Annotated in this window: 7 protein-coding genes; 5 read left to right on the top strand and 2 right to left on the bottom strand. The window is 68.5% G+C overall.

What is annotated here, in order from left to right; all coding sequences use genetic code 11:
• The first annotated feature begins 6 nt into the window (after positions 1–6).
• The 5 genes from D571_RS0102310 to pmbA all read left to right on the top strand — a co-directional run bounded on the left by D571_RS0102310 (position 7) and on the right by pmbA (position 8,069).
• Positions 7–3,891 carry a YhdP family protein gene (locus D571_RS0102310; protein ID WP_038046637.1) on the top strand — a complete coding sequence of 1,295 codons (3,885 nt, stop codon included), beginning with the start codon at positions 7–9 and terminating at the stop codon, positions 3,889–3,891.
• Between the two features lie 37 nt (positions 3,892–3,928).
• The gene (locus D571_RS0102305) at positions 3,929–4,759 is read left to right on the top strand and encodes a carbon-nitrogen hydrolase family protein (protein ID WP_018935064.1); all 831 of its coding nucleotides are present in this window, start codon (positions 3,929–3,931) and stop codon (positions 4,757–4,759) included.
• Between the two features lie 80 nt (positions 4,760–4,839).
• Positions 4,840–6,282: a metalloprotease TldD gene (tldD, locus tag D571_RS0102300; RefSeq protein ID WP_018935063.1), complete on the top strand. Its 1,443-nt coding sequence runs from the start codon at positions 4,840–4,842 to the stop codon at positions 6,280–6,282.
• Positions 6,283–6,340: 58 nt separating this feature from the next.
• Entirely contained in the window at positions 6,341–6,601 is a 261-nt protein-coding gene (locus D571_RS0102295) for a hypothetical protein (RefSeq protein ID WP_018935062.1), read from the top strand.
• A 94-nt stretch (positions 6,602–6,695) separates the two neighbouring features.
• Entirely contained in the window at positions 6,696–8,069 is a 1,374-nt protein-coding gene (gene pmbA / locus D571_RS0102290; RefSeq protein ID WP_018935061.1) for a metalloprotease PmbA, read from the top strand.
• Here the strand turns inward: pmbA and D571_RS0102285 are convergent, their stop codons facing one another.
• Both D571_RS0102285 and D571_RS0102280 read right to left on the bottom strand, forming a co-directional pair.
• Entirely contained in the window at positions 8,070–8,993 is a 924-nt protein-coding gene (locus D571_RS0102285; RefSeq protein WP_018935060.1) for a diguanylate cyclase, read from the bottom strand. It lies immediately after the preceding gene.
• Complete coding sequence (locus D571_RS0102280) at positions 8,990–14,068, bottom strand: PAS domain S-box protein (RefSeq protein WP_198003763.1); 5,079 nt, start codon at positions 14,066–14,068, stop codon at positions 8,990–8,992. The genes D571_RS0102285 and D571_RS0102280 overlap by 4 nt, the downstream gene beginning before the upstream one ends.
• Positions 14,069–14,291 lie beyond the last annotated feature (223 nt).

The raw sequence follows: 14,291 nt of genomic DNA, 5'->3' as shown, positions 1-14,291 counted from the left end.
CGCGGGATGCGGAGGGTGGCCCGCAGGATCCTCCGGGTCGTCCTCCCCCTGCTGCTGTCCGCGATCCTGCTGCTGATCATCACGCTGCTCGCGCTGCGCCTGCTGCTGCCGCACTGGGACGGCCTGCACGAACGCCTGGAGGCGGGTGTCTCCGCTGCCGCGGGCATGGAGATGCAGGCCGAGACGGTGGATCTGGGCTGGCGCGGCTGGGCTCCGGAGCTGGTCGTGCGCGAGGTGCGCATGGCCGCGGCCGGGGCCGATCCGCTGCGGGTCGAGGAGGTCGGCGCCACGCTCGACCCGGTGGCCTCGCTGCGCGACCGCGCGCCCCGCCTGCGTCTGCACGTGGCCGGCATGCAGGCGCGCCTGGTGCGCGAAGCGGACGGCCGGGTGGTCTTCCATGGACGCAGCCTGGGGACCGGGGAGGGGGCAGTCCTGGAACACGCGATGGAAAACTGGCCCGAGCTGGACGCCGAGCAACTCTCCCTGGCCTGGGAGGATCGCGTGGCCGGAGTCACTTCGGCGATTGCCCTGGAACACGTGCATTTTCGCATCGGCGCGGACGGCGACGGCCTGCTGCGGCTCGCCGGTGCGCTGGATCCGGAGACCGCCGGCGGCTTCCATCTCGGTGTCAGGATCCCGGCCTCGGCGGTGCGCGATGCGCGGTTCTTCCTCGACGGGCATGATCTGGAACTGGCGCACTGGGCGCCCTGGCTGGCCTATCTGGGGCTGCCGGTGGTGGACGGCGAGGCCGACGCGCAGGTCCACGGCGAGCTTGCGGACGGACGGATCCGTAAGCTGAGCGGTTCCCATGCCGCCCGGCTGCATGGCGATGAAGGGGCCCGCGATCGCGAGATCGGGCATCGCTTCCGCTGGCGGGTTGCGGATGACTGGCACGAGTCCTCGTGGGTCGGGACGCATCCCGGATCGGGTGACCTGCGCATGCGCTACCGTCTCGAGGCGGACGCCGAAGGCCCGCGGGTGAATGATGTCGAGCTGGTCGCGCGCGAGATGGACGCCGGCGCGTATGCCCCGCTCAAGCCCCTGCTGGAGCGTGTGGCCCCCGAGCTCGCCCCGCAGCTGGTCCGCCTGCGGCCGCGCGGGCGGCTCGCGGAGGGCGTGCTGGTGGCGGGGCGCGAGGGCGAGGATCTGCGGATCCGCGAGGCGGAGGGCGACCTGCGTTCGGTCAGCCTGCAGAGCGACGGGGACTGGCCGGGGATTCGCGGGATGGACCTGCTGGCCTGGTGGGACGGGGACGCCGGCGAGGCCGGCGCGCGTCTGGACGCGCAGCAGGTGCGGGTCGAGTTCCCGCGAGTGCTGGGCGACGAGATCCTCTGGCTGGACGCTTTGCGCGGCAGGCTCCTGGCGCGCAGGCACGCCCCGGGGGACTGGTCGGTCAACGCCGAGGGGCTGGAGCTGCAGGCCGATCAGGGGGGCGCGACCCTGCGCGGCGATCTGCGCCTTGACGGCCACGATCAGGGTCCGCTGCTGGCGATGGCGATGGACATCCACCACGCCGACGGCGCGTATGCCGCACGTTATCTGCCCGAGCGCTATCTTCCGGCCACCACCCATGACTGGCTGGCACACGGCATCGTCGACGGCCGCGGGACCGGAGGGGCTATGGCCTATCGTGGCCGTCCGCAGGCCTTCCCGTTCACCGATCACCAGGGCGTGTTCGACCTGTGGGCCGACATCGAGGACGGCGTGCTCGACTACCAGGAAGGATGGCCGCTCGCCGAAGACCTGGAAGGGCGGCTGCTGTTCCGCAACCAGGCCTTCCGCACCGAGGGCGCACGCGGTCGCATCCTCGATACCCGCATCACGCGTGGCGACGTGGAGGTCACTGACATGACCGGCGAGCCGGACCTGGAGCTGGACGCCGCGACCGAAGGCGATGCGGCGGACCTGCTGACGTATCTGCGGCAGGCGGGGCTGGGCGACGAGGTGGCGGATCTGCGGGATGCGTCCAGCGCGTCCGGGCCCGTCGGTCTGGACCTCCAGCTGTTGCTGCCGCTGTCGAGCGAACGCATGGATGATCTGCGGGTGGCGGGCCGGTTGCGCCCGCAGGACGTGGCCCTGGACGTGCCGCAATGGCCGGTGGCGCTGTCGGGCGTGGCCGGCGAGATCGCCTTCGACAGCATCGATCGGGTACAGGCCGAGGCGCTGGAGGCCGGTGTCCACGGCGAACCGGTGTTGCTGGACCTGGACTGGCCGCTGGATGGCTCGGCCGCGCGCCTCGCGCTGCGCGGTCCCCAGCCGCTGGGACCCTGGCTGGAGGATCTCCCGGAACTGGCCGCCCATGCCCGCGGACGCGCCCACTGGGATGCCGAACTGCGTCTGGGCGGCGAGCGGGACGGCATGCGCCTGGATCTGCGCTCGGACCTGGACGGGGTCACCATCGACTGGCCGGCGCCGGTGGGCAAGGCGGCCGATGAATCGCGCAACCTGGAACTCTCGCTGCCGCTGGGGAATCGCGAGCCCGCGACCGGCGAGCTGATCCTCGGCGATGTGCTGCGGGCGGACCTGCGCCTGCAGCCGGAGGCCGATGATGACGATGAATCCCCGGTGCTGCAGGCACTGGCGCTGGGACTCGGTCGGGCCGCCGCGCAGCCCCCGGAACTGCCGGCGCAGGGGGCGCAGGTGGCCGGACATTTTGCCGAACTGGACGCCCGCGCCTGGGGCGAGGCCCTGCAGGACGCCCCGTGGGCTGGCAACGTACAGGTCGCCGCGCCCGATGCGGATGCCCCGGAGGAAGTGACCACCGGCTTGCCCCTGAACCGTCTGGACCTGCGGGTCGACGAGGCGCTGCGCTGGGACGACCTGAGCGTGACGGGGACCCGGCTGGAGGCGGTCCGGGATTCCGGCGGCTGGTGGCTGGACAGCCGCTCCGACTGGGTCGAAGGACGCGCCGGCTGGCGCTATGGCATGACCGACCGGCGCGATCACCTGAATCTCGATCTCCAGCGGCTGGAGCTCCCGTGGCCGGAGACCGGTGACGAACCGGCGGACGACGAGGCCCCGCCCCCGGTCGAGGGGGTCGACGACCCGCGCAACTGGCCCTCGGTGCGCCTCACGCTCGACAGCCTGCGGCTGGGGGATTACCGTTTCGCCGGCATCCGGGGCGATCTGTCTCCGGATCCGGACGGCCTGGAGCTGGGTGAGCTGCTGGTCGAGACCCCCGAGCCCGGGGTCCGCGCGCGGGGCGACGGTGGCTGGCGTGTGGATGCCGACGGGCGCGGGAACAGTCGCCTGCGGCTCGAACTCGAAGGCGAGGACTGGGGCGGCGGTCTGGAGTCGGCCGGGCTGACCCGCGCCCTGCGCGGGGGCGAGGGCAGCGGGGCCCTGCAGCTGGACTGGGCCGGAGCGCTGTATCGCCCGTCGCTGCGACGCCTGCAGGGCGAGATGGAACTGGCCCTGAACGATGGCGGGCTGAGCGATGTCGAGCCCGGGGCCGGGCGTCTGCTGGGGCTGGTCAGCCTGGACCTGCTGCCGCAGCGGCTGCGGCTGGACTTCCGTGACCTGTTCACCGAGGGGTTTGCCTTCGGTGAGCTGGATGGGCGCGCGCAGCTGGGTGACGGCGTGCTGAACGTGGAAGGCCTGACGCTGGAGGGGGCCTCTGCCGAGGTGCGTGTCGGTGGGCGCACCGACCTGGTGGCGCGCGAGTATGATCAGCAGGTCGTTGTGGTCCCGCGGCTGCGCAGTGCCCTGCCGATCGCGGGTGCCCTGCTCGGCGGTCCGGTGACCGGGGCCGCGGTGCTGCTGGTCGAACGGGTGCTGGGCATCGGCGATCACATGGAAGAGGCCGCCCGGGTCGAATACCACGTGACCGGCCCGTGGGCCACGCCACGGGTGGAGACCCGGGTGGAACCGGCGGACGAAGAACAGGAATGAAGAACACGATGAACAGGCATCCCGAAAAGGAGCGCGCATGACACCGGTAGCGGCCATCCAGATGGCATCCGGAACCCAGCCACAGGCCAACCTGGCCGACGCCCGCCGGCGCATGGCCGAGGCGGCGGAACAGGGTGCCCGGGTGCTGGTCCTGCCGGAGAATTTCGCCTTCATGGGCATGCGGGAGACCGATGTCCTCGATATTGCCGAGGCGCCCGACGGCCAGGGGCCGCTGCAGAAGTTCCTCGCCGAACAGGCCCGCAGCCTGGGGGTGTGGGTCGTCGGTGGCACCATCCCGCTGCAGGCCCCGGACGGCGAACGCGTGCGTTCGGCCTGCCTGGTGTACGACGAGCACGGCGCGGTGGCGGCGCGCTACGACAAGATCCACCTGTTCGACGTGAACCTGCCGGACAACAACGAGGCCTACACCGAATCGCGGGTGTATCAGCCCGGCGAAGAGGTGGTGACGGTGGATACCCCCGCCGGGCGCCTGGGGCTGGCGATCTGCTACGACCTGCGCTTCCCCGAACTGTTCCGTGCGCTGCTGGATCAGGGGGCCGAATGGGTCGCCCTGCCGTCGGCGTTCACCGCGCAGACCGGGCAGGCCCACTGGGAGGTCCTGCTGCGGGCGCGCGCGGTGGAGAACCAGCTGTACGTGGTGGCCGCCGCACAGGGCGGTTTCCACGTGAACGGTCGCGAGACCTGGGGACACAGCGCGGTGATCGATCCCTGGGGCCGGGTGCTGGGCGAGATGGGGCGCAACCCCGGGGTGCTGCTGGGCGAGATCGACGGCCGCGAGGTGGAACGCATGCGTTCGGTGTTTCCGACCGTGTCGCACCGGCGGCTGGGCTGCTCGATCCCGGAGTAAGCCCGCATCGGCGACGGGCTTGAAAGCACCGGCCCGCCCCCAAACGTCATACTTCAGTAAATACCCGAATCGGGGGACGCATGATCGACAATCTGGCCCGACAAACCCTGCTGGATCCCGCCGGGCTCGGCGAATCCGAGCTTTCCCGTCTGCTCGGCACCACCTTCGGCCGCGAAGGGGTGGATGGCGGTGACTGTTATTTCCAGTTCGCCTGCCAGGAGGGCTGGTCGCTGGAGGACGGGATCGTCAAGTCGGCGAGCTTCAACATCGAGCGCGGCGCCGGCATCCGCGTGGTGCGTGGCGAGCAGACCGGCTTCGCCTACTCCGACGACCTCGCGATGCCCGCACTGCTGGAGGCCGCGGGCACCGCATGCAGCATCGCCCGCGCGGGCCAGAGCGGCAGCGTCGCGGTGCAGGGGCGCACCCCTGCGCGCGAGCTGTACGTGCCCGACAACCCCATCGACTCGCTGGGTGAACAGGAAAAGATCGACCTGCTCAAGGAAGTCGACGCCGAGGCCCGCGCCGCGGATCCGCGCGTGACCCAGGTGATGTGCTCGCTGGCCGGTTCGCGCGAGGTGGTGATGGTGCTCAACGCCCGTGGCGAGCTGACCACCGACGTGCGCCCGCTGGTGCGCCTGAACGTGCAGGTGATCGTCGAGCAGGGCGGTCGCCGCGAATCGGGCAGTTCCGGTGGCGGCGGCCGCTTCGGCTATCGCCATTTCCGCGAACACGGACAGGCCGCGGCGCATGCCCGCGAGGCGGTGCGCCAGGCGCTGGTGAACCTCGAGGCGGTGGACGCTCCGGCCGGCAGCATGAAGGTGGTGCTGGGGCCGGGCTGGCCCGGTGTGCTGCTGCACGAAGCGATCGGCCACGGCCTGGAAGGCGACTTCAACCGCAAGGGGACCTCCGCCTTCGCCGGACGCATCGGCGAACGGGTGGCGGCCGAAGGCATCACCATCGTGGATGATGGCACGCTGGCCGAGCGCCGCGGTTCGCTCAATGTCGATGACGAGGGCAACCCCACCGAGGAGACCGTGCTGATCGAGGACGGCATCCTGCGCGGCTACATGCAGGACGAGCTCAATGCCCGCCTGAGCGGCACGCAGACCACCGGCAACGGTCGCCGCGAGTCCTATGCCCATCTGCCCATGCCGCGCATGACCAACACCTACATGCTGGGGGGCAATGCCGATCCCGAAGAGATCATCGGGTCGGTGGAAGACGGCCTGTATGCGGTCAATTTTGGCGGCGGTCAGGTCGACATCACCTCCGGCAAGTTTGTGTTTTCGGCCTCGGAGGCCTATCTCATAGAGAACGGAAAGGTGACGCGGCCGGTGAAGGGTGCGACCCTGATCGGCAACGGTCCGGATGTCCTGACCCGCGTGTCGATGGTCGGCAACGACATGCAGCTCGACCCCGGCGTGGGTACCTGCGGCAAGGAGGGGCAGGGGGTGCCGGTGGGCGTGGGCCAGCCCACGCTGCGCATCGACGGCATGACCGTGGGGGGCACCCGGGCGGCATGACTCGTCCGCACCGGGGCGTCACCGGACCGGATCTGGCGAGCAACCAAAGGAGAGCCGCATGAATACCGATTTTCTGGAACAGGAACGCTCCCTCCCGGAAGGCCACGGCCATGACAAGGTGGTGCAGTGGCACGTGTTCCGGGCCCGTGACAAGGCCGAGGAGTTTGCCCGGCACGTGCAGCTGGGCGAGGGTCAGGAGCTGATTGGCGGCTGGACCCGCGACAGCGTCGGCATGCTGTACTGGGTCGGCGTGCACGTGGACGACCTCGAACGCTGGGGCAACGCGGGCGCGGTCCACAAGCACGGCGCACGCGTCTAGTCCGTCTTCCGCACGGGGTCCGTGCCCGCCACCGGCGCGGCGGGTGCGGGCCCCTTGGTTTTTTCTCCCCATCGAACAACCGAGCCGAATCCGCATGAGCCAACGTCCCGCAGTCGAGACCCCGGAAGCCGCCGCCCAGGCGCTCTCGCACAGCCCCGAATCCCTGCGCGCCCGCGTGCAGCAGGCGCTGGAAGAGGCGAAGAAGCGCGGTGCCAGTGATGCGCAGGTGGTCGTCAGCCACAGCGTGGGCCTGGACCTGGGGGTGCGCAAGGGCGAGATCGAAACCCTGGAGCACGAACGCGACCAGAACCTGTCGCTGATCGCGCACTTCGGCCAGTCCAAGGGCGCGGCATCGACCACCGATTTCAGCGAGCAGGCCCTGCTCGACACCGTCGAGGCGGCCTGCCGCATCGCGCGCTACACCGAGCCGGATCCGTATGCCGGCATGCCGTCGATCGCCTTCAAGGCGGTGGACTGGGAGGATCTGGACCTGGATCACCCCTGGGAGCTGTCCATCGCGCAGGCCACCGAGCTGGCGCAGCGCACCGAACAGGCCGGTTTCGACGCCGAATCGCGCATCGAGAACTCCGAAGGCGCCTCGGTGAATACCCGCCGCGCGATGGCGTTCCTCGGTGACACCCAGGGCTTCATGGGCGGCTATCGCAGCACCCGCCATTCACTGTCCTGCGCCCTGGTGGCGCGCGGCGATGACGGCATGCAGCGTGATTACGCCTACAGCGTCAGCCGTCGCGCCGCCGATCTGGGCATCCCCGAGGACATCGGGCGCGAGGCGGCGGAGCGCACCGTGCGCCGGCTGGGCGGGGAAAAGCTTTCCACCCGCAGCTGCCCGGTGCTGTTCGCCCCGGAGATGGCGCGCACCCTGATCGGCAGTTTCACCCGCGCGATCTCCGGCCCGGCCCAGTTCCGCGAGAGCTCGTTCCTGCTGAATGCCCTGGACGAACGCATCTTCCCCGAATGGATGCGCATCGAGGAGCGCCCGCTGACCCCGCGCGGGCTGGGCAGCGCGCCGTTCGACGGCGAGGGCGTGCAGACCCGCAACCGGCCGCTGGTGGACCGCGGCGTGCTGCGCAGCTACACCCTCGACAGCTACGCCGCCCGGCGCCTCGGCCGCGAGACCACCGGCAACGCCGGCGGCGCGCGCAACGTGACGGTGCGCCCGGGGACGCTGGACGCCCCGGGCATGCTGCGCGAGATGGGCACCGGGCTGCTGGTGACCGAGCTGATCGGTCAGGGCGTGAATCCGGTGACCGGCGACTACTCGCGCGGTGCGGCCGGGTTCTGGGTGGAGAACGGCGAGATCGTCCATCCGGTGGAGGAGATCACCATCGCCGGCAACCTCAGGGACATGTTCCGCGCCATCGTCGCCACCGGTTCCGACGTCGACTACCGCGGGAACATCCGCACCGGCTCGATCCTGATCGAGTCGATGACCGTCGCCGGGGAATAATCAGCCCCCGCAGCAGCGGTTGCGGCCGGCGTTCTTCGCCCGGTACAGGGCCGCGTCGGCCCTTGCGAGCACCGACTGCGCGTCGGCTCCGGGTTCTCCGACGGGGTCGAGGGTCGCGGCCCCCAGGCTCACGGTCACCACGGGGGCCGCGCTGGAATGTTCATGCGGCAGGGCCAGCTCCTCAACCGCTTTTCTCAGTTTCTCGGCGACCTCCAGCGCGCCGGATGTCGGCGTCCCGGGGAGCAGGGCCACGAATTCCTCGCCGCCATAACGGCACAGGCTGTCCCCGGGCCGGTTCAGCGTCCGCGCCAGTGTTTCAGCGACCTTCTGCAGGCAGCGATCCCCGGCCCCGTGCCCGTAATGGTCGTTGAAGCCCTTGAAGTGGTCGATGTCGAGCATGATCAGTGACAGGGGTTCTCCCTCGCGCTGGCTGCGGCGGGTCTCCCGGTCCAGCTGCTCGTCGAAATAGCGACGATTGGGAACGCCGGTGAGGCCGTCGAGCATTGCGTACTGTTCCAGCAGGTCGGTCCTGCGCTTGAGCTTCACGTGCGTGTTGACTCGGGCGCGGACGATCGCCGGGCTGAACGGCCGGGCGATGTAGTCCACGGCGCCCAGGTTCAGTCCGTGCTCTTCGTCGCGCGCGTCGTCGAGTGCCGAGACGAAGATGACGGCGATGTTGCTGGTGTGCGGGTCTTCCTTCAGGCGGCGACAGACCTCGTAGCCGTCGATGCCGGGCATCTGGATGTCCAGCAGGATCAGGTCGGGGCGTTCCGGGGCACCCTCTGCGGCCAGCGCCAGGGCCTTCTCGCCGTTGTTCGCAACCCGAATGCGGTAATCGTCCTTCAGAAGGTGTCCCAGCGCCTGTATGTTGGTCGGTTCGTCGTCGACCAGCAGCAGGGTCGGCTTCGGTTCATCGTGGTTCATGTAATGTTCCCCTGATCAGGCCCCTGCCCGGGTGTCAGCTCGTCCAGGGTTTGCAGGGCCTCATCGAATGCCATGCGTTGTACCTGCGCTTCCAGTCTCTCGCAGTCCAGACCGCGACCCCGCAGCCATGCCAGGGCCTCGCGCAGGGTTTCCTCTTCGATCAGTTCGCTGGCTTCCAGTTGCTGGCGCAGGGTGGCGACCGCGTGCATCGAACCAGCCGCATTGTCTTGTGCAATGTCGGGAAGGTCTGCAAGCGATTGCGCGGCTTCCCGGAATGCGGTTTCCAGATGATGTATGAGCCCGGTGGACACCGGGTCGCCGTCCTTGATCAGGCGGTCGATCTGCTCGGCCAGGGACTGCAGGGTCGTGGCGGCGAGGGTACCGGCGACCCCCTTCAGGTTGTGCGCGAGCCGGTGCGCGTCGTCGTCCCGCGAGGCGCGCAGGTGGTCGATCAGCGGCTCGTAATCAGAGACCAGTCGGTCCCGGAAGTTGTGCAGCTGCCGGGAGTAAAGGGCTGCATCGCCGCCGAAATGCCGCAGGCCCCTTGCCGGGTCGAAGCCCGGCAGCGTGGCGGGAAGAGCAGGGGAGGAAGAGTCTTCCTCTTCTGCGCCGGGCGTGGGCTCCGTTGTGGATGCGTCGAGGTGGGTCGCGAGTGCGGCGTAGAGTTCGGTGCTGTCGACGGGTTTGCCGAGGTGTCCGTTGACCCCGGCATCCCGCGCGCGTTGGCGGTCTTCTTCCATGACCGCCGCCGAGAGGGCCAGAACGGGGCCCGTGTAGCCATCGGCCCGCAGGCTCCGGGTTGCATCGAAACCGTCCATTACGGGCATCTGCAGATCCATCAGCACCAGATCGGGCTTTTCCGCGCGCACGGCCTCGACCGCCTCGGCGCCGTTGTCGGCCGTGGTTACGCGGGCGCCGGTTTTTTCAAGAAGCTCTCTGGCCACTTCCTGGTTGATTTCGTTATCTTCCACCAGCAGCACTCGATGGCCGCCCAGCTCCGGCACCCGGGCTGCCGGCGGAGCACGATCGGGGGTCCCGCTACCATCTGCCCGCACCAGGGCATCATAGAGCGAGGAGGTGGTGATCGGCTTGGCCAGGTAGTCGGTGGTCAGTCCTTCAGGCAGGGTGATTTCATCCCGGGCGTAGGCGCTGACCATCAGGATCGGGGGCCGCGTCTGCTTCAGTTCGCCGCGCTGGCGCAGGTGCTCGAGGACTTCGCAGGTTTCGCTGCCATTCATGCCACCCGGCATCATCCAGTCCATCAGGATGAAGTCGAACGCTTCGCCGCGTCGTTCCGCCGCCACCACCTGCTCGACGGCGGCCTCGCCACTGTCGGCCTCCTCGGTGAGGTAATGGCAGTGGTGCAGGAGTTCGCGCATGATCTCTCGTGCACTTGCCTGATCGTCAACGATCAGCACCCGGCGGCCCGTGGTCTCGGGGCACTCGACAATCGCCTGTCGGTCCTGGCCCAGCGGCAGGGTCAGGGTGAAGGCGAAGGTGCTACCCTCGTCGGGGACCGACTCCACCTCCAGTTTGCCGCCCATGGCCTCGACCAGGCGGCGGCTGATTACCAGCCCCAGGCCGGTGCCGCCATACTTGCGGGTGGTGGAGGTGTCGGCCTGGCTGAAGGGGCGGAACAGCCGGGCGAGCTGCTCCTCGCTCATGCCAATACCGGTGTCGCGTACAAAAAAGCGCAGGGTGGCCTGACCATCCGTCACCGGCCCGGCCGCGCGGATCCCGAGCTCCACCGTCCCGCCGCGCTCGGTGAACTTGGTCGCATTGGCGAGCAGATTGCCGAGCACCTGGGACAGGCGCAGGTCGTCGCCAACCAGGGCGCGCGGCAGGTCGGGCTGGATGTCGTAGAGCAGCTCCAGTCCCCCGGCGTGGGCCTTCTCGCCGAACAGCGTCGCCATCTGCTCGACCACCTCGCCGAGTCTGAAGTCACGCGCTTCCAGCTCCAGCTGGCCGGCCTCGATCTTGGAGAAGTCGAGGATGTCGTTGATGAGGCCGAGCAGCATCCGCGAGGATTGCTGGATCTTGTGCACCTGATCGCGCTGCTTCGCGTCCAGCTCGGTCTGTTCCAGGAGCTGGCTCAGGCCGATGACCGCGTTCATCGGCGTGCGGATCTCGTGGCTCATGTTGGCCAGGAACTCGCTCTTGGCGCGGCTGGCCCGCTCCGCCTGCTCGCGTGCCTGCTCGGACTGCTGCTGGGCCTGCTTGATCTCGGTGAGGTCGTCGTAGACCGCGACGATCTCGCCGGAGGAGAGACGGAAGACCCGGTTCTCGCGCCAGGCGGCGATGCGGTCATCGTTGTACTGGGAGATCGGCAGTTGTTCCGGTTTCCCGCTCCGGGCCACCCGCTGGAAGACCTGCAACAGCCCCATCTCGCGGACACCGGGGAAGCATTCTGTGAGCCGATGTCCGATGACCGCGTCGCGGGTGGTCCGGTCCATCTGTGCCGCCGCGGGATTGTAGTCGACGAACTCGAAGTCCTCCCCGTCGTCGACCGGGCGGTAGACCGCCACCCCGCTGCTGGTCTGCTGGAAGATGCCGCCGAATCGCTCCTTAGCTTCGCGCAGGGCCTGCTCCGCATGCCGACGGTCGGTGACGTCGCGGATCAGACAGGCGAAACGTCCGGGCTCCGGCTGGAAGGCCGTGGTGGAAAAGTACCGTCCAAGCTCGGCGGCATAATCCTCGATGGTGCAGTTCTCTCCGGTCAGTGCGACGCGTCCGAAGTTTTCGATCCAGTGTGATTCGACCCCGGGAAGGATTTCGCGCACACGCCGGCCGACCGTCGTTTCGGCTTTCAGTCCGGTGAGTTGCTCGAATGCGGGGTTGACCGCGAGATAACGGTAATCCACCGGGTTCCCGTCGTCGTCGCAGATGATCTCGTGCAGGGCGAAGCCGTCCTGCAGCTCGCGGAACAGCATCTGGTACTGCTCCTGCGCGCGCTGCTGTTCTTCCAGCAGGCGGATCTTGTTCCTGGCCAGCTCGACCAGGCCGGCAACCGAGGCGAGAAAACCGAGTTGCTGCTCGTCCGGTTCCGGCTGACGGTCCAGCCAGTTAAGGGCGACAAGCTGGTAGCCGTTTTCATGGAAACTGAACGGATACCACAGCAGGGTTTCGATACCCATTTCCTCGTGCACGAGGGTGGCCGAGCCGTCGGCGACCAGGGCCGGATGGGGCGCGTCCGCATGACTGGTCAGCCACGCCTGTCCGCGACGGACCGCGCGGGCTCCGCCCGCGAAGGTTGCTAGCGGGTGGGTTGTGACGGACGGCGTGATGGCAGGCCGGTCCGGGTTGAGCCATTCCTCCTCGCCGATGACCAGCTCGCGTTCAAAATCGATGTCGTAGACCAGCGTGCGGTCGGCACCCAGGGCCTCGCCCAGGTGGCGGCAGGTGGCCTTGAGGATTGCCCCGACATTGTCCTCCGCGGCGATGGTATGGGCGATGGCGTCCACGGCCGTCCGGTGCCGGCGTGTTGTCGACTCGATCTCGGCGGCGCGGGCTTCGGCCTGCTTCTGTTCGGTGATGTCGAGGATGAAACCGTCCAGCCAGGCGACCCCGCCCTGTTCGTCACGCACGGCGATGCCCCGTTCCTGGGCCCAGCGAATGGATCCGTCGCGATGCCGGATCCGGTACAGGGTCTCCCACGGCCGGTCGTCGGCGACGGCCTCCGCGACGGTCTGGTCGACCCGGTCGGCATCATCGGGGTGGATCAGCTGTGCGTACGAGACGACGGTGTTATTGATCAGATCCGATGCGTCATAGCCCGTCAGCGGGTCGGCTGCCCGGCTCATGAAGAGCATGGTCCAGGCGTCATCGTACAGGCAGCGGAAGGTGATCCCGGGGATGTTCTCCACCAGCGAGGCAAACTGGTTGCGTGCGTCTTCCAGTTCCTGGCGCGTTCGTTCGATATCGGAGATGTCCTGGATGATCGACCAGATCACCTCGCGCCGGTCCGGTGCCGTGGTCCTGAAGCCGTGGAGCAGGACCGGATAGCGTGAACCGTCCTTGCGGATGTACTCCTTCTGGAACGGCCCGTAGCGGCCGGTGCGCTGCATCGATTCGAGCATGGCCTGTTCGTCGGCCATGTACTCTTCGGGAGTGACCTCCCAGTAGCTCAACTGCCGGAACTCCTCCCGGGTGTAGCCGGCGGGCTCATTGACGGCGGCATTGAAATCGAGGAATTCACCGGTGGCGAAGTCGTTCATGGCGATACCGACCGGGGAAAGCTCGAACAGCCCGCGGAATTTCGCTTCCTCGGCGGCGAGCCGCTGGCGGTTCGCCTCTTCCTCGGTGATGTCGCGATTGACGCCGACAACCCGGGTGGCCTGGCCGGCACTGTCCCGGATGACCTGGGCCTGACCTTGCAGGATGCGGAAGGAACCGTCATCGGCCCGGCGAATGGTGATCGGGATGTCGAACAGTTGATCGGATTCCACGGCGGCTTCAAAGGCGGCCACCGCCGATTCGCGCGATTCCGGTGTCAGGGCCCGGGCCCAGTCCTCGAAGGCATTCCCGAACTCGGCGGGGTCGACGCCGTAGAGGCGGAACATGCCGTCGTCCCATTCGAGATGGCCGCTGGCCAGGTCGTAGTCCCAGATCCCCAGGCCGGCCGATTCGGTGGCGAGACGCAGGCGCTCGCGGCTGCGTTCCAGCGCGACTTTGGCCGTTTCCTCGACCGTAATGTCGCGGAACACGGCCAGAAAGAGGGTCCGCTCCTCGAACGGCAAGAGAACCACCGAGACGCGGACATCGATGATCGTGCCGTCCTTGCAGCGGTGCCGGGTCACGAAGTCGTCCCGCCCCTGCTCGAGGATGGCCCGGATGTGCGCTTCGATCTCTTCCGGTGTCTTCTGTGCCTCGTAATCGCCGATACGCAGACCGGCGAACTCCTCGGCGGTATAGCCCAGCTGCTCATGGGCCAGGCGGTTGAACTGCACCGGCAGGCCGCTCTCCGGATCGATCAGCAGCGTGGCATCGGGGTAGAGCTCGAACAGGGTGCGGAACCGCTCCTCGCCCGATGTCGAGGCCTGCGCAGAACTGCCGTCATCGAGGGGAGGGGTCGTCATGCCGGGATGCACGCACTGGCTGGATGTGACGAAAGTCTCGCGCATTCCGGGGCCGGTTGCGAGAGCCCGCTCGTGGTGGTCGGTTCCTCTCCGATCATGGGGGGCGCCGGCGATGAGGTTCCGGCAGGATGGAGAGACATCACCGGAGAGGAGGAAGGTATATGCTGGATGCATCAGGGAGGCAGCGCAGGTTCGGACGGCATGCGGGCGGGGTCGCCACGAT

This window comes from Thioalkalivibrio sp. ALJ24 (assembly GCF_000377785.1).
Taxonomy (GTDB): Bacteria; Pseudomonadota; Gammaproteobacteria; order Ectothiorhodospirales; family Ectothiorhodospiraceae; genus Thioalkalivibrio.
The sequence above is the reverse complement of the archived record's forward strand: the minus strand, read 5'-3'. Positions and strand labels throughout refer to the sequence as shown.